Origin of the sequence: Microbacterium sp. K35, assembly GCF_004794375.1 — a bacterium.
In the GTDB taxonomy this organism is placed as follows: Bacteria; Actinomycetota; Actinomycetes; order Actinomycetales; family Microbacteriaceae; genus Microbacterium; species Microbacterium sufflavum.
The window spans coordinates 29,095-49,527 of sequence record NZ_SSDM01000417.1 but is presented as its reverse complement, the minus strand read 5'-3'; the positions used below and the strand labels follow the sequence as shown (position 1 = coordinate 49,527).

Below are 20,433 nucleotides of genomic sequence, written 5' to 3'. Positions count from 1 at the left end.
GCGTGCGTAAAACGTCCGCCGTTCTGGCCACCCTCAGTCTCGCCGCCCTCGCTCTGACCGGGTGCAGCGTGACCGCGTCTTCCGCCGACGCCTCGTGCGATCGCACGGGCCACGCGAACGGCATCGGCGACGCCGTGACTGTCGACGGAGAGGTCGGCTCCACGCCCGACGTCGACATCTTCAGTCCCCTCCGCCTGACCGAGACGTCGTTCACCGACGCGGTGACCGGAGACGGCCGTCGCATCGTCGACGACGCGCAGCCGATCATCGTGCAGCTCTCGATCTACAGCGGCGAGACGGGTGAGAAGGTGTTCGCCACGTCCTACGACAGCGACAGCACGCGCGCGTCCAGCATCGAGTCGTGGGCCTCGCAGGCGCCCGGCCTTGCCGGCGTCCTCGAGTGCGCGACCGCCGGAAGCCGCGTCGTGGCCGGGCTCACGCCCGACGACTTCGGTGCCGCGAATCTCAAGGGCTTCGGCATGGCGGAGGACGACGTCGCCGTCTTCGTGGTCGACGTCGTTGATGCGTTCCACCCGCGCGCCGAGGGCTCGCTGCAGTTCAACGACGCGCAGGGCATGCCGACCGTGGTCCGTGCTCCCGACGGCACTCCCGGCGTGATCATCCCGGATAGCGCCGCACCGAAGAAGCAGGTCGTGCAGACGCTCATCCTCGGTGACGGAGAGAAGGTCACGAAGGACGACTCTCCGCTCGTTCACTTCACGGCCGTGGGCTGGGACGACAAGAAGGTCATCCAGAGCTCCTGGGGCCAGCAGGCCGTCGATCAGATGGCGCAGATCGCACCCCCCGTGGCTGAGGCCCTCGTGGGGCACCCGGTCGGCTCGCAGGTGCTCGTCGTGCTCCCGAAGACCGAGAACTCCGTCGCGATGGCCGTCGTGGTGGACATCCTCGGCATCGCCCCCTCAGCCGCTCCGTGATGGCCGCCCGGATCCCTGCCGAAGAGCGCCTGACGAACCTCGTCGTGGCGCTGATGGCGACGGAGATCGGGCTGACGAAGCAGCAGATCCTCGACAACGTCTCGGGGTATCGGCAGCGGGCGGACGCGGGTACGCGCTCCGATGCCCTGGAGAAGATGTTCGAGCGCGACAAGGACGAGCTCCGGTCGCTCGGCGTGCCGATCGAGACGATCGGCGATGCTGCCGACCCGAACGATCTCCGGGAGGCGCGGTACCGCATCCCCCAAGCGGAGTACGACCTGCCGAGCGACATCGAGTTCACCGCGGCGGAGCTCGCGGTGCTGCGCCTGGCGGGAAGCGTGTGGAGTGCGGAGTCGGTCTCGGGCGACGCGCAGTCGGGCGTGCGCAAGATCCGCGCCCTCGGTATCGACGGCGATGAGCCGATCATCGGCTTCGCTCCGCGCATCACCGCACGGGACGCGGCCTTCTCTCCGCTGCAGGACGCGATCGAGCGCAGCCGTGTGGTGTCGTTCGACTATCTGAAGCCCGGCGAGGATGCGCCGCGTCGTCGCCGCGTCCGGCCGCTGGCACTGGTGGACTATGAGGCGCGCTGGCACGTCTACGGGGTCGATGTGGATGTGGAGGAGGACCGCACCTTCCTGCTGAGCCGCATCGTGGGCGACGTGGCGGTGAGCGCGACGTCGTTCGACCCCGCCCTGCGCGAGGGAGCGGGGGAGCGCGCGCTGAGCGGACTCGAGCAGGTCGCTGCGGCGAACTCCGCGCTTCTGGAGGTGACTCCGGGCACCGAGGCCGCGCTGAGGCTCGGACGACGCGCGACCGCCGCCGCGCAGGGCATCCGCGTGCCATTCGTGGATCTGCACATCCTCGCCGACGAGCTGGCCTCGTACGGTCCCGAGGTGCGGGTGGTCGAGCCTGCCCCGCTGCGTGACGCCGTGGTCGCCCGGTTGTCCGCTGTCGTGGATGCGCACACCGACACGGGGGCACGCGCATGAGCCCGCAGCAGAAGCCGCTCCTTGCCGCTGACCGCGTACGCCTGTACCTGACACTCGTTCCCTACCTGCTCGAGCACGGGCAGGTATCTCTCGCGGAGGCCGCGGAGGAGTTCGGCGTCACGCCGCGCGAGATGCGCGCGATGGTCGAGAAGCTCACCGTGATCGGATTGCCGGGCGAGGCCGGATTCTGGCAGCAGCCTCAGGAGATGTTCGACATCAACTGGGACCTGCTCGAGCTGGAGGACGTCATCGAGATCACGAACGACGTCGCGCTGCGCCGAGTTCCGCGGTTCACCGCCCGGGAGGCCGCCGCGCTCCTGGCCGGGCTGCAGATGGTGGCGGCCGTTCCGGCGGTCTCCGACTCGGGTCTCGTCGCCGGTCTGATCTCGAAGCTCTCCCGCGGTGCGGCCGATGCCCCCGCCGATGTCGTCGTGGCGGCGAGCGCCGTCGACGAGGTCCGTTCCGTGGTGTCGCGCGGGCTGCAGCAGGGCGTCGCCGTCTCGTTCACCTACCAGGCGCCTGACTCGACTCCGACCACGCGCACCGTCGATCCCGTCCAGATCCTGATCACGAACGGGCAGTGGTACCTGCAGGGATGGTGCCACATGCGAGAAGCGATGCGTACCTTCCACCTGGATCGGGTGAGCGAGCCGACGCTGACCGACATCCCCAGTACCCACGGCGGTGACCAGGTTCCCGAGGCGTTCGCCGGTCTGGAGGACGAAGGCGAGGTCACGGTGCGCGTGCCGGAGCGGCTCGCCCCGCTGCTCAGCGGGTTCCTGCCGGCGGAAGCGATGGAGCCCGCGAACGGCGTCGTGACGGCCCGTCTGCATCTGGCGGACCCGCGCGGCATCAAGCGCCTCGCGGCCAGGTTCGGCGGAGCGATGGAAGTCCGGGAGCCGGGAGTCGCTCGGTTGGCGACGCGTGAGTGGGCGGAGGCGGGACTCGCGCTGTACCACCAGCCCGATACGCAGGATTGATCTGTAGACTGGGGACGAAAGCCCCCCGACGACGGGAATGTCGATATGTTCGCTGGAATGCAAGGCTGGCACCTGCTGATCGTGCTCGCCGTCATCCTCCTTCTCTTCGGCGCTGCCAAGCTGCCGGCGCTCGCGAAGAGCATGGGGCAGTCCGCCCGCGTGTTCAAGGGTGAGATGAAGGCGATGAAGGAAGAAGATGCGACGCGCGCCGAGTCCGCCGTCGCTGAGCCCACCTCGGTGAAGGACACGGGCGCCGAACCTGAGACTCCGCCTCGCGCCTGACCGGCCGTGGCAGCCATCGAACCGACCGTGAAGGCGAAGGCCGACCGGGATCGGCGGATGTCGCTCGGCGCGCATCTCGTCGAGCTGCGGAAGCGTCTCATGTACGCTGCCCTCGCGCTGGTGGTCGGCATGGTGATCGCGTTCATCGTCGCGGACCCGGTCATCCACTTCATCACGGAGCCCATCCGGATCATCACCGAGAAACGCGGCGACGATTTCAGCGCGCTGAACTTCGGCACGGTGACCGCGGCCTTCGACATGCGCATGCGCATCGCCTTCTCGATCGGGCTGTTCCTGTCCGCGCCCATCTGGCTGTGGCAGGTCTGGGCGTTCATCATGCCGGGGCTCACGCGCAAGGAGATCAAGTACACGGTCGGCTTCGTGCTCGCCGCGGTTCCGCTCTTCTTCGCCGGCTGCTACCTCGGCGTCATGATCATGCCGCACGTGATCGAACTCATGTGGAGCTTCACCCCCGAGGGCGGGACGAACTTCTACTACGCGCAGGAGTACTACGACTTCGTCTTCAAGCTGATGATCGTGATCGGGGTGTCGTTCGTGCTCCCGGTGTTCCTGGTCGCGCTGAACCTGGCCGGCGTCATGTCGGGTCGCGCCATCCTCAAGGGTTGGCGAGTCGCGGTCCTCATCGCGACGATCTTCGCCGCCCTCGCGACTCCCGCCGCCGACGTCGTGAGCATGCTGATGCTCGCCGGGATCCTCATCGTGCTGTTCTTCGCCGCCGCGGGACTCTCTCTGCTCTTCGATCGGCGCAAACGGAAGAGGGATGCGGCCGCCGGCATCGTCCCTGACGCCGTATGAGTTCTCCGTCCGACCGTTACGCGCAGGCGCAGGACGCGGCGAGCCATCCGCAGACCGTCGCCTTCGCCGCGCGCCAGCGATTCCAGCTCGATCCGTTCCAGGTGGCCGGGTGTCACGCCCTGGAGAACGGGCGCAGCGTGCTGGTCGCGGCGCCGACCGGGGCGGGCAAGACGATCGTCGGTGAGTTCGCGATCCACCTCGCGATGCAGAGCCCGACGGACAAGGCGTTCTACACGACGCCGATGAAGGCTCTGTCGAACCAGAAGTTCCGCGAGCTCGTCGACGTCTACGGCCCCGACGAGGTCGGGTTGCTCACCGGCGACACGAACATCAACGGCAACGCCCGCATCGTCGTGATGACGACCGAGGTGCTGCGGAACATGATCTACGCGGACTCCGCCGCGCTCCGCGACCTGCGCTACGTCGTGATGGATGAGGTGCACTACCTGGCCGACCGGTTCCGCGGAGCCGTGTGGGAGGAAGTGATCATCCACCTGCCCCCGCGCGTGCGTCTGGTCTCCCTCAGCGCGACGGTGTCGAATGCGGAGGAGTTCGGCGACTGGCTCGACACGGTGCGGGGCGACACGGAGGTGATCGTGTCCGAGGTGCGGCCGGTGCCCCTGGAGCAGCACGTGCTCGTGCGCGACGACCTGCTTCCGCTGTTCGACGACAGGGCGGGTCTCGCGACGGCCCAGGTCAACCAGGAGCTCATGCGGATCCGCTCCTTCACGGGCTCGACGTACGAGGCGAATCGGCAGGCGCAGTCGTATCGCAGCAACCGTCACGCTGGACGGCAGGCGCAGCGCCCGCCTCGCGGCGGACGACGCCCGGTGCGCTCGGCCAACGCGCGTCGCATCGAGCGGATGGATCGCCCGGATGTGGTCGAGCTCCTGGAGCGGTCGAGTCTCCTGCCCGCCATCTTCTTCATCTTCAGCCGTGTCGGCTGCGATGCCGCCGTGCAGCAGGTCCGGCGCGCGGGCATCCGCCTCACCTCGAACGAGGAGCGGGCCGAGATCCGCGCCATCGTCGAGGAGCGCACGCGCACCCTGCAGGACGAGGATCTCGGTGTGCTCGGCTACTGGGAGTGGCTCGACAACCTCGAGCGCGGCGTGGCCGCCCATCACGCCGGTCTGCTTCCGGCGTTCAAGGAGGTCGTCGAGGAACTGTTCCAGCGCAAGCTCGTGAAGGTCGTGTTCGCGACCGAGACGCTCGCTCTCGGCATCAACATGCCGGCCCGGACCGTCGTGCTGGAGAAGATGGAGAAGTTCAACGGCGAGGCGCGTGTCGCGATCACGTCCGGTGAGTACACGCAGCTCACCGGGCGGGCGGGTCGCCGGGGGATCGACGTGGAGGGCCACGCGGTCGTGCAGTGGACCGAGGGCATGGATCCGCAGGCCGTGGCCGCCCTCGCCTCCCGACGCACGTATCCGTTGAACTCCAGCTTCCGGCCGACCTACAACATGGCCGTCAACCTGATCGACATGTTCGGGAAGGGCAGGGCGCGGCAGATCCTGGAGTCGTCGTTCGCGCAGTTCCAGGCCGATCGCGCCGTCGTCGGCCTGGCGCGCCAGGTGCGTGAGGCGGAGGAGTCTCTTGCCGGTTATCGCTCCGCGATGGCCTGCGAGCACGGCGACTTCCCCGAGTACGCCGCGATCCGCCGTGAGCTCAGCGACCTGGAGAAGAAGAACCGGCAGGACGCGAACGCGCCGCGTGCCGCACGGGACAAGCGAATGAAGCGCATCCAGTCGTTGCGCACGCAGATGCAGCGACATCCCTGCCACCGCTGTCCGGATCGCGAGGCGCACGCGCGGTGGGCCGAACGCTACTGGAAGCTCAAGAGGCAGACCGATCGCACGCGCCGCCAGATCGAGAACCGCACCGGGACCGTCGCGCGGGTGTTCGATCGCGTGGTGGAGGTGCTGGAGACACTCGACTACCTCCGCCGCGACGACGACGAGACCCTGCTGACGGAGGCCGGCCGCACCATGCGGCGGATCTACGGGGAGCGTGACCTCCTAATCGCCGAGTCGCTGCGTCAGGACCTCTGGAAGAGCCTGGACGCTCCGTCTCTCGCCGCCATGGCGTGCTGCCTCGTGTACGAGCCGCGGCGGGACGAGTCGAACACGGGGGAGCGAGGTCTGCCCCGGGGGCCGTTCCGCGCCGCGTACGACCGGACGACAGCCCTCTGGGCCGAGCTGGACGACCTCGAGCGGGATCACCAGCTGCCCGGCAGCGAGCCCCTGGCCGCTGGCCTTGCGGGGGCGATGCACACCTGGGCGCGTGGGGGTGCGCTCGACCGCGTCCTGATCGACGCCGACATGGCCGCCGGAGACTTCGTCCGCTGGGCGAAGCAGACGATCGACCTGCTGGACCAGCTCTCGATCGTCGCCGAAGACCCCGCTCTCGCGCGCACCGCTCGGCTCGCCCTCGACGGCGTGCGGCGGGGCATCGTCGCCTACTCGTCGATGTGAGGGTGAGCGCCGTGACCGATCCGTCCGTCCCCGTCCGCCCGCGTGCCCTCCTGCCGCTGTGGGGCGCCGTGCTCGCTGCTGTCGGGGCGGCGGTGCTCATGGATCTCGCGTTCCCCGAGGCCGCGGTCTGGATCCTCGCGTTCCCGGCCACCGGGCTCCTGCTGCTGGCGTTGATCGGGCGACGGGCGGGCGGCGCCCTGCTCGTCGGCCTCGTGTACGGCGTCGTCTTCTTCGGTCTGCTGGTGTCCTGGACCTCCCGCTACCTCGGGCCTTTGCCCTGGGCGGCGCTCAGCGTCGTCGAGGGTGCGCTGACCGCGGTCGCGCTCGTCCCCATCGCCCTGGCCTACCGCTGGCTTCCGCGGGCATTCCCCGGCACGGCTGGCCGCCTGTTCATCCTGCCGACGGTGGTCGCCGCACTGTGGGTCGGGCGGGAGCTCTTCCTGGGCTGGTGGCCCTACGGCGGATTCCCGTGGGCGCGCCTGGGCATGAGTCAGGCCGAGAGTCCGCTCGCTCCGGTCACCTCGTGGCTGGGGGTCAGCGGGCTGAGCTTCCTGATGGTGCTGCTGACGGCCATGGTGATCGAGCTGGTCCGGACCGGGTCCTGGCGGCGTCCGCTGCGGCTGGTCGTTCCCGCAGCAGTCGTGGTGGTGCTGATGTTCACCCCGCTGTTCCCGACGGCAGCCACGGGGACGATGCGCATCGGAGCCGTGCAGGGGAACGGACCGACGGGCTACTTCGACTCGCGCGAACCGTTCTCCGTGATCCAGGCCCAGACCGAGGCGACTGCGCCCCTCTACGGCGAGGATCTCGATCTGCTCGTGTGGCCGGAGGGATCCCTCGACGCCGATCCCGCCGAGAGCTCGGCTCTCGCCCGCCGGATGACCTTGGTCGCCAATCGGGTGGATGCCCCGTTGCTCGCCAACGCGGCGACCGCGCGAGGCGACCGCTTCTACAACACGTCGATGCTGTGGACCCAGAGCGGTGAGGCGTCGCAGTCGCACGACAAGCGCCACCCCGTGCCGTTCGGTGAGTACGTTCCCGACCGCGCCTTCTTCAATGCGCTGGTCCCTGATCTGATCGGGCTCATCCAGCGCGAGTACACGCCGGGCACGAACGCTCCCATCGTCGAGGTCGACGGTGTGAAGGTGGGTCTCGCGATCTGCTTCGACGTGATCTACGACGACGTGATCCTCGAGGGCATCGGCGACGGCGCGCAGGTGCTGGTGTTCCAGACCAACAACGCGGACTTCCGCGGTACCGATGAGAACCTCCAGCAGCTCGCGTTCGCGCGCATGCGGGCGATCGAGACGGGCCGGAGTGTGGTGAACATCTCCACGGTCGGCACGAGTCAGGTGATCCGCCACGATGGCCGGACCATCACCAGCCTGGACGCGGATGAGGCCGGAGCGATGCTCGAGGATGTCGAGCTGCGCTCCGGCCTCACGGCGGGTGTCGTCCTGGGCCCCTGGGTGCAGCAGATGCTGCTGTGGGGCGGGGTGGGCGCGCTCGTGGTCGGGTGGTGGCGCGCCCGTCGGCGTTAGGCGCCGATCTTCTCCCTCGTGGGATCTTCTCCCGCTCCGCGGCGGGCACGGATGAAGGCGAGCCGCTCTTCGAGGAGCTCCTCGAGCTCGGCGCGGGTGCGGCGCTCCATCAGCATGTCCCAGTGCGTGCGGGCGGACTTCTCGTCGCTCGCCTCGATGGTGACGGACTGACCGTCGACCTGCAGTCGGGCCTCAGCACCGCAGGCGCGGCACTCCCAGGTCTGCGGGGGTTCGGCGTCGGCCGCGAACATCAGGGTGGTGTCGTGTCCGCACGTGTCACAGGTGTAGGTGGTCTCACGGCGCTCCATGAAAACGACGCCCTCTTCGCTCTGTAGGCTCTGGGCGCCGAGTCGGATGCCGCGCAGGCTGCGATCTGCCATTGTGTGGTCCTCTCGTCGCTGTCAGGTATAACGCTCGAGCCTGTGGGCTTCATCCACGTGACCGCGATCTCGGCGGTATTCACAGTGGAATCCCAGCGCCGGCGGGTAAAGAGCTCGCCCTACTCAGGAGCGAGGACCGAGACCGCGAGGTCGGCGCGGTCCGACACGATCCCGTCCACCCCCATCCGGTGGAGGCGACGCATCACATCCGGGTCGTTGACCGTCCAGACGTGCACCTCGATCCCGGCCCGATGCGCCGCCCGCAGGAGCGCGGGGGTGAGGACGGTCAGGGCGCCACGACGCTCCGGTATCTGGAGCGCGTCGATGTCACGCAGGGCACGCGCGGGGGAGAGGCGGAGGGCCGACAGCGCGCGGGCCGAGGCGATCGTGCGGCGTCCGCCCGACGTGGCGGGGCGCTGCGCGGCCCCGGCGCGTCTCACTTCCTCGACCGTCGCTCGACGGCTCGCGTCGGAGAAGCTCGTGATCAGGACGCGCTCGGTGTGCGGGGCGAGGACGGGGCCGAGGAGTCCGGCCGCAGCCGGCGTCTTGACGTCGATGTTGAAGCGCACGTCGGGGAAGGACGAGAGCGCATCACCGACGGTGAGCAGCCCGCCGTGATCGGCGAAGAGTGCACGCAGCTCACGGGTGCGGACCTCGCTCACCGCGCGCGAGTCGTCAGCGAGGCGGCGCAGGTCGGGGTCGTGCACCAGGACGACGTCCCCGTCGGCGGTCACCTGGCAGTCGGTCTCGATGTACTCGACGCCGGCCGCGTGCGCGGCGGCGAAGGCCCCCGCCGTGTTCTCCCACACCCCGGATTCCTCGCCTGCGGCGGTCACCAGACCGCGATGCGCGAAGATCCGCGGGGAGCGGGCGTTCGAGAAGAACGGGTGCGTCACACGCGGGGTGCGGGGTCCGTGGGCCCCTGGCCCGGCTTCGGGGTGAAGGCGCTGCCGATGCCCTTCAGTGCCTCCGTCAGTTCGCTGGGCACGATCCACAGCTTGTTGGACGGGCCCTCGCTGATCTTCGGCAGCATCTGGAGGTACTGATACGCGAGGAGCTTGTCGTCGGGAGCGCCCTGATGGATCGCGCTGAAGACGTTCTGGATCGCCTCCGCCTCGCCCTGGGCACGGAGCACGGCCGCCTGCTTGTCGCCCTCCGCCCGCAGGATCTCCGCCTGCCGCAGACCCTCCGCCTCGAGGATGGCGGACTGCTTGGTGCCCTCCGCCGTGAGGATGGCGGCACGACGGTCCCGCTCGGCGCGCATCTGCTTCTCCATGGAGTCCTGGATCGAGACGGGCGGGTCGATGGCCTTCAGCTCGACGCGACCGACGCGGATGCCCCACTTGCCGGTGGCCTCGTCCAGCACCACGCGGAGCTGCCCGTTGATGTTGTCGCGGCTGGTCAGTGCCTCTTCGAGGTTGAGACCGCCGACGACGTTGCGCAGGGTGGTCGTGGTGAGCTGCTCGACGGCGCCGAGGTAGTTGGCGATCTCGTATGTCGCCGCGCGCGCGTCCGTCACTTGGAAATAGACGACCGTATCGATCGACACGACCAGGTTGTCCTCCGTGATCACCGGCTGGGGCGGGAAGGAGACGACCTGCTCGCGCATGTCGATCAGCGGGCGGAGGCGATCGATGAAGGGCACCAGGATGTTCAGCCCGGGGGAGAGGGTCTTGTGGTAGCGCCCGAGCCGCTCGACGACACCCGCGGTCGCCTGGGGGATGATGCGGATGGCCCTGGCGATGGTGACGATCACGAAGATGATGACCGCGATCACCAGGATCCAGATGATCACCGTGGGGATGAACGATGCGTCGTCCACGTGTTCTCCTAGTCGTTGAGGGGACGGACGATCGCCGTGGCGCCGTTGATGGCGGTGACGGCGATCGGAGCGCCCTGGGGGATGGGCACGGGGGAGGACGAGCGGGCCGTCCAGGTGTCGCCGTTGGCGAGCTTGGCTTGCCCGGACACCTGCGTGATGTCGCTCAGTGCGAAGCCGCGCAGATCGACCAGAGCATCCACGTTCGACCGGGCCGGGTCGGCGCCGCGATGCAGCCGCCGCAGCAGCGGAGGCCGGAGGAACAGGATGAAGAGGGCGGCAGCGATGCCGGCGATGATGATCTGGATCCACACCGGCACGCCGAGGAAGTCCGTGACGAGTCCGACCAGGCCGCCGAAGCTGAGCATGAGGAACGTGAAGTCCAGCGAGAGCATCTCGATCACGAGGAAGACGGCGATGAGGACCAGCCATCCGATCCACGCCCACTGGTCGATGAACACGACGAAAGTCGAGAAGTTGTCCATTCGGCCTCCTTTGTGGTCAAGGTATCACGCGCTGCCCCGGCGATCGGGGTGCCCTCGCGACCGCTTGGTAATGTGAGAGAGCCGTGCGCTCACGGCGTTTCACGCATCATGAGGAGTCACCGTGACCGACGTTCTTCCCGCAGGATCCCTCGACGGCAAGGTCGCCCTCGTGACCGGCTCGTCCCGGGGGATCGGCGCCGACACCGTCCGCTACCTCGCCGAGGCGGGCGCCGACGTCGTGATCAACTTCCGCAACAAGGCTCCGCGCGCGGAGAAGCTCGCTGCAGAACTGCGCGAGCTCGGTCGGCGGGTCCTCGTCGTCGGCGCGGATCTGACTGACACGGCGTCGGTGGACGCCATGTTCGACGCGGTGCGCGCGGAGTTCGGCCGCCTCGACGTGCTCGTGCTCAACGCCTCCGGCGGTATGGAGTCCGGGATGGCGGAGGACTACGCCCTCACGCTGAACCGCGACGCGCAGCTGAACGTGCTGAACGCGGCCACCCCGTTGCTCGACGACGGCGCCCGTGTCGTCTTCGTGACGAGTCACCAGGCCCACTTCATCCGCACCACCCCGACGATGCCGGAGTACGAGCCGGTCGCCCTCTCCAAGCGCGCCGGTGAGGATGCGCTTCGCGAGCTCATCCCCGGTCTCGCCGAGAAGGGCGTCGGTTTCACCGTGGTCTCCGGTGACATGATCGAGGGCACCATCACGGCCACGCTCCTGGAGCGTGCGAACCCCGGGGCCATTGCGGAGCGCCGCGAGTCGGCCGGGCGCCTGTACAACGTGTCCGAGTTCGCGGCCGAGGTCGCGAAGGCGGTCATCGATCCGGTCCCCGAGGACAACACGCGGCTCGTCGGCGACGTGAGCGCCTTCACCGCCTCCTGATCCTCGGATACGACTCCGCCCCGGCCCGCTTGTGCGGCACCGGGGCGGAGTCGTCTCGTGAGGTCAGACGGCGGGGGAGCCCTGCACGTCGGCGATCACGTTCTTCTCGTCCTTGCCCAGCGTGATGGCCCGGACGATCTGGACGATGCCGAGCACGATCAGCGAGATGCCGAGGAGCAGCCAGAACGCGAAGCCCGCGATGGCCGGCGAGAACAGCACGATGATTCCGGCGACGATGCTGAGGATCGCGTAGAGCACGGTCCAGACGCGGGACCCGTCGCTGCCGAGGAGCGAGAGGGCCACGACACCGTCGACGATCCAGCTCACGCCGATGAAGATGACCACGACCAGGGCGAGCGTCGCCGCCGCCACGTTGAGGTTGAAGAACGCGATGACTCCGGCCGCGATGTACAGCAGGCCGAGGACGATGTGGCCGACCCGTGCCCAGCCGCCCTTCGCCTGCGAGAAGATGCCGAGCCCGATGTAGACGATGCCGGCGACGACGAGGTACGACGCGAAGATCGCCGTGACGATGACGGCCGACTTGACCGGCCAGACGAGCAGGACGATGCCTGCGAGCAGGGCGAGCACGCCGGACACGGCGAGGGCGATGCGGATGGAGGAGAAGAACGACTTCGTCTCGTTGATTGCTTCAGACATGGTTGGGGACCCTTTCTGAGAAGATCCTGTGAGGATGCCCCCAGGGTAGCGCTCGGCAGGCGTTCGCGGGGGAGGACCGCCGGAACGCGTCGCACTCCGACACCACGCGACACCCCACGTCATGGCAGGATCGTCTCGTGATGGCGGTGGATGATGCCCGGCTGCGCGAGCTCGTCCTGATGCGCAAGGTGCGGGACCGGATCGATCGCGAATACGCCAGACCGCTCGATGTCGAGGCGTTGGCCCGCGGCGTGCACATGTCGGCGGGGCACCTGAGTCGTCGGTTCCGTGAGACATACGGCGAGTCGCCGTACGCGTACCTTATGACGCGCCGGATCGAACGTGCGATGGCGCTGCTGCGTCGCGGAGATCTCAGCGTGACCGAGGTCTGCTTCGCGGTGGGCTGCTCATCGCTCGGAACGTTCAGCACGCGGTTCTCGGAGCTGGTCGGTGTCCCACCCAGCGTGTACCGTGAACGCGCTGCCACCGTCGAGGGGATCCCGTCGTTCCAGGCGAAGCAGGTCACCCGACCGATCAGGAATCGAGAAGCGCCGCGTCCCGACGCGGACCTAACGTGAGCATCATGAACATCAGCATCCACTACGCGTTCCTCCCGCACACCGACGCCGAGGCGGCGCTCGGGTTCTACCGCGACGCCCTCGGCTTCGAGGTGCGCAACGATGTCGGCTACGACGGGCTGCGTTGGCTGACCGTCGGCCCGACGGACCAACCGGAGACCTCCCTCGTGCTGCATCCGCCGGCGACGGACCCGGGCATCACCGACACCGAGCGGCAGACCATCCTCGAGCTGATCGCGAAAGGAAGCTACGGCGCGCTCACCCTCGCGAGCGATGACCTCGACGCCGTGTTCGAGCGTCTCGTGGAGGCGGGGGCCGATGTCGTGCAGGAGCCGATGGATCAGCCGTACGGCGTGCGCGACTGCGCGTTCCGCGACCCGGCGGGCAACCTCCTCCGAATCAACCAGGCCGGCTGACGCCACCGGCGACGCCGCCCCGAACAGAAGGACACCGATGACCGCTGCACCGCACCCCGCGGACACCCACGACCTGATCCGCGTGCAGGGTGCGCGCGAGAACAACCTGAAGGACGTCAGCGCCGACATCCCGAAGCGACGGCTCACGGTGTTCACCGGTGTGTCCGGCTCGGGCAAGAGCTCGCTGGTCTTCGACACGATCGCCGCGGAGTCCCGCCGCATGATCGACGAGACGTACAGCGCGTTCGTGCAGGGATTCATGCCGTCGGTGCCGCGCCCCGACGTCGACGTCCTGGAGGGTCTGACCACCGCGATCATCGTGGACCAGGAGCGGCTGGGCGCCAACCCGCGCTCGACCGTCGGGACCGTGACCGACGCGAACGCCATGTTGCGCATCCTGTTCAGCAAGCTCGGGCAGCCGTACATCGGCGGACCGACCGCGTTCTCGTTCAACATCCCGACGCAGAAGGCCAGCGGCGTCATGACCGGGCCGGGCGGCGAGAAGAAGATCGTGAAGGACGCGATCTACCTTGGCGGCATGTGCCCGCGCTGCGAGGGCAGGGGAGCGGTGTCTGACCTCGACCTGTCGCAGATCGTCGACGAGTCCCGGTCGCTCGACGAGGGCGCCATCATGGTGCCCGGGTACACGGCAGACGGCTGGATGGTGAAAGGCTTCTCGCAGTCGGGCTTCTACCCCGCGGACAAGCCCATCGCGGAGTTCACCGAGAAGCAGCGGCACCTCTTCCTCTACGGCGAGGTCACTAAGGTGAAGATCTCGGGCATCAACATGACCTACGAGGGCCTGATCCCCAAGATCACGAAGTCGATGCTCTCCAAAGACCTCGACGCGCTGCAGCCGCACGTCCGTGCGTTCGTGGAGCGCGTCGCCACGTTCGCGGTATGCCCGGAGTGCGACGGGACCCGCCTCACCGAGGGCGCGCGGTCGTCGAAGACCGAGGGGATCAGCATCGCCGACGCGTGCCGCATGCAGGTGACCGATCTCGCCGCCTGGGTGCGAGGCCTGACGCTTCCCGGGGCTGCGCCTCTGCTGGAGGCCCTCAGCGCGAACCTCGACGCGTTCGTCACGCTGGGCCTCGGCTACCTCAGCCTGGAACGCCCGTCCGGGACGCTGTCGGGGGGTGAGGCGCAGCGCATCAAGATGCTGAGGCACCTCGGGTCCGCGCTCACCGACGTCACGTACGTGTTCGACGAGCCGACAATCGGCCTGCATCCGCACGACATCCAGCGCATGAACAGGCTGCTGCTGCAACTCCGGGACAAGGGGAACACGGTCCTGGTCGTGGAGCACAAGCCCGAGACGATCGCGATCGCCGATCACGTGGTCGACCTCGGTCCAGGAGCGGGGAGCGCGGGCGGCGAGATCTGCTTCGAAGGCACGGTCGACGGATTGAAGGCCAGCGGCACCCGCACGGGAGAGCACCTGGACGACCGCGCGAAGCTCAAGCCCGCCGTGCGCACGGGCGCCGGGCGGATCGAAGTCCGCGACGCCTCGACCAACAATCTGCAGAACGTCGATGTCGACATCCCGACGGGCGTGCTGACGGTCGTCACGGGTGTGGCCGGATCCGGCAAGAGCTCCCTGATCCACGGCTCGGTGTCCGGTCGCGAGAGCGTCGTGGCGATCGATCAGTCCGCGATCAAGGGGTCGCGGCGCAGCAACCCCGCGACGTACACCGGTCTGCTGGAGCCCATCCGCAAGGCCTTCGCGAAAGCCAACGGCGTGAAGCCCGCTCTGTTCAGCGCGAACTCCGAGGGCGCGTGCCCCACGTGCAAGGGCGCCGGCGTCATCATCACGGAGCTCGGGTTCATGGACACGATCGAGACACCGTGCGAGGACTGCGGCGGTAAGCGCTTCCAGGCGGCGGTGCTCGAGTACACCCTCGGCGGCAAGGACATCACCGAGGTGCTCGATCTGCCCGTCGCGGAGGCCCGGGCCTTCTTCAGTGAGGGCGAGGCGAAGCTTCCCGCGGCGGCCGCGATTCTGAGCCGCCTCGAAGACGTCGGTCTGGGCTACCTGTCGCTGGGACAGCCCCTGTCGACGCTGTCGGGCGGAGAACGTCAGCGCATCAAGCTGGCGATCCAGATGGGGGAGAAGGGCGACATCTACGTGCTCGACGAGCCCACGACGGGGCTGCACCTCGCGGACGTCGACACGCTCCTGGGGCTGCTCGACCGGCTTGTGGACGACGGCAAGACCGTGATCGTCATCGAGCACCATCAGGCGGTCATGGCGCACGCCGACTGGATCGTCGATGTCGGACCCGGCGCCGGGCACGACGGCGGCCGAATCGTGTTCGAAGGGACGCCCGAGGATTTGGTATCCCAAAAATCGACGCTCACGGGGGAGCACCTGGCGGAGTACGTGAGCGGACGCTGATCACGCAGACGTGATCGCCACGGGATACAGCGTCGTGTGTGCGACGACGCGGTCCCGCTCGGCGGAGCGTTCACGTCGACGCGGATCGGCGAGAGAGGCGTCCAGCGCCGCACCGTTCGGGAATCGATACAACTGGACCTCGTCGGGCGCGTCGTCGCCAGATGTGGAGATCGCACGCTGCAGGAGAACGCCGCCGTGGTCTGGAAGGAACGCCAGTACCACGTCTTCATAGCGGCTCAGTTCCGCGGCCAGCCCGGGACGCGCCTCAGAGCAGGCAACACAACTCGATCGGGCGTTCGTGTGCAGCCTTCCTGGGTTCGATCATGACAGCGTGTGGGCGACGTGGCTCGGCCGCGGTGCCCCTCGTGCATTAACCGATAATGCACATTATGTCAGGTCAGACGAGAAGCGGGTGGGGCCGTCGACCCTTCCGCCTCTCCCTGCCGCCCTTCCCCGCCACCGCTTCACGAGCGCCCAGGCGGTGCGTCTCGCAGTACCGTCGGTCGACCGGTAGGGATTTGCGCTGTCTTGACGCGGCCGCTCAGCTCCAGAGGGCTTCGACGACCACGGGTACGGCATCGGAGACGTCATAGGAACGAACCCACCGCGGTCGCACGATGACGAGCGCGAATCCAGGATCGGTCACGCGCGATCCCGGAGCGTGCCGCACGAACACCGGCTCCAGCTCCTTCGCCCGCGCGGCCGAAGCCACCTCGGCGCTCCCCTCGAGCTGCAGGGTCACCGACCCCTCTGTGCCCACCACGAGCGCCACCGCCCCGTTGCCCACGAGGTTCGCGACCTTGCGAGACTCGGAGCGGCTCGTGAACAGGATCGTCCCGTCGTCGAGAGCCACCATTCCAACGAGCGCGGCCTCCGGCTCGCCGCCCGCTGACACGGTCGCCGCGACGCCGCGCCCGTGCTCACGGATGAACATGACCACCGAAACTCTGTGGTGGGGATCGATGGCCATGCTCACGAGACTAACGCCGTCGCCCCGAACTCACGCGGCCGACCAGACTCCCAGCTCGTTGCCCGACGGGTCCGCGAAGTGCAGTCGCCGTCCGCCCGGGAAGTCGTACGGCTCCTGCAGGATGCGCCCGCCGGCGGGTTCGATCGCGTCGCGCGTGGCATCGAGGTCGTCGGAGTAGAGCAGCACGAGGGGGCCTCCGACGGGCCGCGGCTCCTCGGCGAGGAGCAGTCCCCCGACCTCGCTGCCGTCTCCCCTGCCCGAAGCGATCCCGGCGTACGTGGGGCCGTAGTCGACGAACTCCCACCCGAACGCCGACGCATAGAACTGCTTCGCTGCGGCGAGGTCGGTGACGACGAGCTCGACATAGTCGATGGTGTGGTGCTGCGAGGTTCCTGTCATGCGGCGAACGCTACCGGCGGGCACCGACATCGCGCTCGTCCGGCGCGTCGGCGGGCAGGAGTAGCGTGGAACGGTGCCGCCCCTCTCCCCCGCATCCGCCTCTCCGGGGTGGCGCGCGTGGACCATCTGGTCGGTCGGTGTCGCCGCCTACGTGCTCGCGATCACCAACCGCACCTCGCTGGGGGCCGTGGGTGTCGAGGCGGCGGATCGCTTCCAGGCCGACGCATCCACCCTCGCGCTGTTCGCCGTCGTCCAGCTGGCGGTCTATGGCGGGATGCAGATCCCGATCGGCGTGCTCCTCGACCGCTACGGGTCGCGGCCCATCATCACGATCGGGATGCTGCTCATGGCGGCCGGGCAGCTCACCATGGCGCTGTCCCCCAGCGTCGGCATCGCCATCGTCGCGCGTGTGCTCCTGGGCGCGGGCGACGCCGCGGTGTTCCCCGCCGTGCTGCGCCTCGTGGCGACCTGGTTCCCCGCGCAACGCGGACCGCTCATGGTGCAGTTCACCGGGATCATCGGTCAGGCGGGGCAGCTCATCGCCCTGGTGCCCGTCGCTGCACTGTTGCACGCGACCACATGGAGCATCACGTTCGGCAGCATCGCCGGGCTCGGACTGCTGTTCACGGTGCTGGTCTGGCTCGTCATCCGCAACCATCCGCCGGAGCGGGGCGCGGACGTGACGGTGAACACGGACACCGGCGTCGTCCGCGTCGTCACGTCCGCCATCGACACCGGCGTCGGAATCCGGGCGGCGTGGGCGCACCCGGGAACCCGCCTCGCGTTCTGGTCCCACTTCACCACCCCGTTCGCCGGCACGGCCTTCGTCCTCCTCTGGGGCATGCCGTTCCTCACCGTCGGCGAAGGGCTTCGGCCCGCGGCTGCCGCTGGGATCATCTCGATCTACGTGGTCGCCGGAATGGTCCTGGGGCCGGTGATCGGCGATCTGTCGCGGCGCCTTCCGAACCACCGTTCCCTCGCCCTCGTGCTCCCGGCTGTCGGGGTGCAGGCGGCGGCATGGATCGCGGTGATCGCCCTCCCCGGGCCGGCTCCAGCGTGGCTGCTCACCGTGCTCGCCGTCGCCCTGGCCACCGGGGGCCCGGCATCGATGATCGCGTTCGACCACGCCCGCACCCACAACCCGAGCCACCGGCTGAGCACCGCCACCGGCGTCACCAACGCGGGGGGCTTCATCGCCGCACTCCTCGCGATCTTCCTGATCGGGCTGCTCCTCGACGTGCAGGGCGCAGGCACGCCCGAGACTTACTCCCTCGACGCATTCCGGCTGGCGTTCCTCGCGCCCCTCCCCCTCTGGGCGCTGGGTGTGACGTTCATCCTGATCGAACGCAAGCGCACACGCATCCGCATGGGTCTGGATCCCGAGCGACGCCGACGCTCGCCCCTAGGATGAGCGCATGGCCTCCGCTCCCCCCTCGGCTCCTTCCCGTCTCGACGAGTCGGACCGGCGGCGGATCGCTCGCCTCCCCCGTGGCGTCACGGCCGGTCTGATCCTCGCCGCGCTGTGGCTGCTCGCCGGAGGTGCCGCGAGGCTCTGGGGCTCCGATATCGTGGTCACCCGACTCCTCAGCTTCTTCGGCGTCGGTCCCGTTCAGGCCAACACCTGGGGCCTCCCGGCGGCATGGACGCCTGTCATGCTCGTGCTCGTGGCGGCGGTGCTGGTATCGGTCACCTGGTTCGTGTCCGACCGCGTCGCTCCATCCGGCCGCGGCATCTGGGCCCTGTGGTTCGCCGCCGTCATCGCGGGGGCCGTGCTCGGGCTCGGGCTGGACGCGATCCGGGCGATCTCCTACCTGCAGGACTTCGGCCTGCGCGGACTCACCGTGGCCGTGGTGGAAAGCGCCCCCGTGACGACGTACTGGGCGGTGATGAGCGGCTGGATCCCGGCCGTCCTCCTCGGCCGTCGTGACGGGCAGGCGGCTCCGCCGGTTCGAGCGCGCACCGCGCTGATCAGTGCGCTCGTCAGCGTCGCGCTGTTCGTCGTCGGCGGCGGGCTCGCCGACGACGCGCGACAGCAGGACATCATCCGTGAGAACGCCGCACAACAGGCGACGACGGACGACACCGGCGCGCTCATCGATCCGACCGCCGTCGGCGATCCCGTCGCCGAGACCGCTCCGGGCGTCGGTGCACCGACCCTCCAGACCGACGCCTGCACCAGCGACCGCGCCACGCTGATCCTCGGTGCAGCGGACGGAGCCACAGGACACCGGGCCCAGGCGATCCACCTGGTCAACGTGAGCGAGCAGCCGTGCGTGATCGAGGGCTATCCGGACATCGCCTTCGCCGACCAGAACGGACACGCGCTCGACGTCGAGGTGGTTCCGGGATCGTCGTTCCTCGCCACAGACGACGGGAGCGCCACGATCACCGTTCCCCCGCAGGGACAGGCGACCGCGGTGCTCGGCTGGGACGCCAACGCGACCGCGGGGGCGCTCGTGGCACGGCAGCTCTACGCAGCTCGCCTTCCGGGGCTGGAGCGCGGTTCGTGGCCGGTCGAACTCGACATCGTCGCGGGATCCACCGTCGAGGTTACGGCGTGGAAGCTCGACACGTCCGCCGGGGCAGCCCCGTAGCCGGTACGCTCCCTGTCTTCAGCGCAGCAGGTGCTGGACGGTCTCGAGGACGAGCTCCACGCTGACGCGCTCCGGGACCTCGGCGTCGCCCGCTTCGAACTCCGCCAGCTCGACACCGCGGACGCTCTCAGCCGGGAGCGAGGCGAACAGCGCGGCGATCTGGTGCGGGAGCAGCCCGTCGCCCACGCGGTACGCGGCGGGGATGTACCCGGGCTCGAGCACGTCCCAGTCCACGTGGATCCACACGGGTCGTCCGGCGACCAGCTCCCGGAGTCGCTCCGGGGTGCTCTCCCCCGGGCTGAGCACCGTGACGCCGTTGGCCGCCAGCAGCTCGGCCTCCGCGGGGTCGATGTCGCGCCCGCCCACCACGACCACCTGGCGCGGATCCACCCCCGCACCGTGACCGCTGTCCCAGAGCCCGCAGGCGGCCGCGAGCACCATGCCGCCGAGGTAGCCCGATCCGGTCGTGTTCGGTGTGTTGAAGTCGCCGTGCGCGTCGATCCACAGCACGACCGCATCGGGGTGATGCTCCGCGACGGCCGGGAGGGTGCCGAGGCTCGCGGCGCAGGTGTTCGTCACGAGCAGCGGGGTCGCGCCCGAGGAGATCGCTGTGTCGACGGCGTGACGCAGGCCCGTGAGCGTCGTCGCCGCGGCAGGCAGCGCCTCGCTCCAGTCGTCCTGGCGGGAAGCGTCGGGAGTGCCCACCACCTGCGCGTCAGTGCCGAGGAGCGCGGACAGGGCGTCGGCCACGAGCCGGGCGCCCACCAGGGCCCCGTCGGTGCGGTCGGCCACACGGCCCTGGGACAGGATGAGCGAGAACGGGGAGGACAT

21 protein-coding genes are annotated in these 20,433 nt (G+C 69.0%); 13 read left to right on the top strand and 8 right to left on the bottom strand.

Annotated features, from left to right (window positions below; all coding sequences use genetic code 11):
* The first annotated feature begins 2 nt into the window (after positions 1 to 2).
* The 7 genes from DW299_RS17585 to lnt all read left to right on the top strand — a co-directional run bounded on the left by DW299_RS17585 (position 3) and on the right by lnt (position 8,017).
* Positions 3 to 935, top strand: a complete 933-nt coding sequence (locus DW299_RS17585) for an FKBP-type peptidyl-prolyl cis-trans isomerase (protein WP_136037355.1) — start codon at positions 3 to 5, stop codon at positions 933 to 935.
* Positions 935 to 1,927, top strand: a complete 993-nt coding sequence (locus DW299_RS17580; protein ID WP_136037354.1) for a helix-turn-helix transcriptional regulator — start codon at positions 935 to 937, stop codon at positions 1,925 to 1,927. The genes DW299_RS17585 and DW299_RS17580 overlap by 1 nt, the downstream gene beginning before the upstream one ends.
* Entirely contained in the window at positions 1,924 to 2,907 is a 984-nt protein-coding gene (locus tag DW299_RS17575; RefSeq protein ID WP_136037353.1) for a helix-turn-helix transcriptional regulator, read from the top strand. Before DW299_RS17580 ends, DW299_RS17575 begins: the two co-directional genes overlap by 4 nt.
* A 45-nt stretch (positions 2,908 to 2,952) precedes the next feature.
* Positions 2,953 to 3,189, top strand: coding sequence for a Sec-independent protein translocase subunit TatA (tatA, locus tag DW299_RS17570; protein ID WP_136032358.1), 237 nt, complete (start codon positions 2,953 to 2,955; stop codon positions 3,187 to 3,189).
* A 57-nt stretch (positions 3,190 to 3,246) separates the two neighbouring features.
* Positions 3,247 to 4,005: a twin-arginine translocase subunit TatC gene (gene tatC, locus DW299_RS17565; RefSeq protein WP_136032443.1), complete on the top strand. Its 759-nt coding sequence runs from the start codon at positions 3,247 to 3,249 to the stop codon at positions 4,003 to 4,005.
* A complete protein-coding gene (locus DW299_RS17560) occupies positions 4,002 to 6,476 on the top strand; it encodes a DEAD/DEAH box helicase (RefSeq protein WP_136037352.1) in 2,475 nt (824 codons plus the stop codon). The genes tatC and DW299_RS17560 overlap by 4 nt, the downstream gene beginning before the upstream one ends.
* A gap of 98 nt (positions 6,477 to 6,574) precedes the next feature.
* Positions 6,575 to 8,017 carry an apolipoprotein N-acyltransferase gene (lnt, locus tag DW299_RS17555; protein ID WP_446724807.1) on the top strand — a complete coding sequence of 481 codons (1,443 nt, stop codon included), beginning with the start codon at positions 6,575 to 6,577 and terminating at the stop codon, positions 8,015 to 8,017.
* On the opposite strand, the gene DW299_RS17550 is transcribed toward lnt, so the two are convergent.
* The 4 genes from DW299_RS17550 to DW299_RS17535 form a co-directional block, all read right to left on the bottom strand.
* The gene (locus DW299_RS17550) at positions 8,014 to 8,397 is read right to left on the bottom strand and encodes an RNA polymerase-binding protein RbpA (protein ID WP_136032364.1); all 384 of its coding nucleotides are present in this window, start codon (positions 8,395 to 8,397) and stop codon (positions 8,014 to 8,016) included. The genes lnt and DW299_RS17550 overlap by 4 nt on opposite strands.
* A gap of 119 nt (positions 8,398 to 8,516) precedes the next feature.
* The gene (locus DW299_RS17545) at positions 8,517 to 9,293 is read right to left on the bottom strand and encodes a glycerophosphodiester phosphodiesterase family protein (protein ID WP_136037350.1); all 777 of its coding nucleotides are present in this window, start codon (positions 9,291 to 9,293) and stop codon (positions 8,517 to 8,519) included.
* A complete protein-coding gene (locus DW299_RS17540; protein WP_136032368.1) occupies positions 9,290 to 10,219 on the bottom strand; it encodes an SPFH domain-containing protein in 930 nt (309 codons plus the stop codon). The genes DW299_RS17545 and DW299_RS17540 overlap by 4 nt, the downstream gene beginning before the upstream one ends.
* 8 nt (positions 10,220 to 10,227) lie before the next feature.
* A complete protein-coding gene (locus DW299_RS17535) occupies positions 10,228 to 10,701 on the bottom strand; it encodes an NfeD family protein (protein WP_136032370.1) in 474 nt (157 codons plus the stop codon).
* 121 nt (positions 10,702 to 10,822) lie between these two features.
* Between DW299_RS17535 and DW299_RS17530 the strand changes: the two genes are divergently transcribed.
* Positions 10,823 to 11,587 (top strand): SDR family oxidoreductase, encoded by a 765-nt coding sequence (locus tag DW299_RS17530; protein ID WP_136032372.1) that lies wholly within the window; start codon positions 10,823 to 10,825, stop codon positions 11,585 to 11,587.
* Positions 11,588 to 11,650: 63 nt separating this feature from the next.
* On the opposite strand, the gene DW299_RS17525 is transcribed toward DW299_RS17530, so the two are convergent.
* Complete coding sequence (locus DW299_RS17525; protein WP_136032374.1) at positions 11,651 to 12,247, bottom strand: HdeD family acid-resistance protein; 597 nt, start codon at positions 12,245 to 12,247, stop codon at positions 11,651 to 11,653.
* A gap of 140 nt (positions 12,248 to 12,387) precedes the next feature.
* Between DW299_RS17525 and DW299_RS17520 the strand changes: the two genes are divergently transcribed.
* The 3 genes from DW299_RS17520 to DW299_RS17510 are packed head-to-tail and all read left to right on the top strand — an operon-like array spanning position 12,388 to position 15,639.
* Positions 12,388 to 12,825 carry a helix-turn-helix transcriptional regulator gene (locus DW299_RS17520; protein ID WP_136037409.1) on the top strand — a complete coding sequence of 146 codons (438 nt, stop codon included), beginning with the start codon at positions 12,388 to 12,390 and terminating at the stop codon, positions 12,823 to 12,825.
* Positions 12,826 to 12,830: 5 nt separating this feature from the next.
* Positions 12,831 to 13,241, top strand: coding sequence for a VOC family protein (locus DW299_RS17515; protein ID WP_136032376.1), 411 nt, complete (start codon positions 12,831 to 12,833; stop codon positions 13,239 to 13,241).
* A gap of 37 nt (positions 13,242 to 13,278) precedes the next feature.
* A complete protein-coding gene (locus tag DW299_RS17510) occupies positions 13,279 to 15,639 on the top strand; it encodes an ATP-binding cassette domain-containing protein (protein WP_136037349.1) in 2,361 nt (786 codons plus the stop codon).
* A 541-nt stretch (positions 15,640 to 16,180) separates the two neighbouring features.
* Here the strand turns inward: DW299_RS17510 and DW299_RS17500 are convergent.
* Complete coding sequence (locus tag DW299_RS17500; protein ID WP_136037348.1) at positions 16,181 to 16,609, bottom strand: pyridoxamine 5'-phosphate oxidase family protein; 429 nt, start codon at positions 16,607 to 16,609, stop codon at positions 16,181 to 16,183.
* Between the two features lie 30 nt (positions 16,610 to 16,639).
* Positions 16,640 to 17,008, bottom strand: a complete 369-nt coding sequence (locus tag DW299_RS17495) for a VOC family protein (RefSeq protein WP_136037347.1) — start codon at positions 17,006 to 17,008, stop codon at positions 16,640 to 16,642.
* Positions 17,009 to 17,081: 73 nt separating this feature from the next.
* Between DW299_RS17495 and DW299_RS17490 the strand changes: the two genes are divergently transcribed.
* Positions 17,082 to 18,419 (top strand): MFS transporter, encoded by a 1,338-nt coding sequence (locus tag DW299_RS17490; protein ID WP_136037346.1) that lies wholly within the window; start codon positions 17,082 to 17,084, stop codon positions 18,417 to 18,419.
* Positions 18,420 to 18,423: 4 nt separating this feature from the next.
* On the top strand, positions 18,424 to 19,602 hold the full coding sequence (locus DW299_RS17485) for a DUF4232 domain-containing protein (protein ID WP_136037345.1): 1,179 nt from the start codon (positions 18,424 to 18,426) through the stop codon (positions 19,600 to 19,602).
* Positions 19,603 to 19,620: 18 nt separating this feature from the next.
* Here the strand turns inward: DW299_RS17485 and DW299_RS17480 are convergent, their stop codons facing one another.
* Positions 19,621 to 20,433, bottom strand: coding sequence for an arginase family protein (locus DW299_RS17480; RefSeq protein ID WP_136037344.1), 813 nt, complete (start codon positions 20,431 to 20,433; stop codon positions 19,621 to 19,623).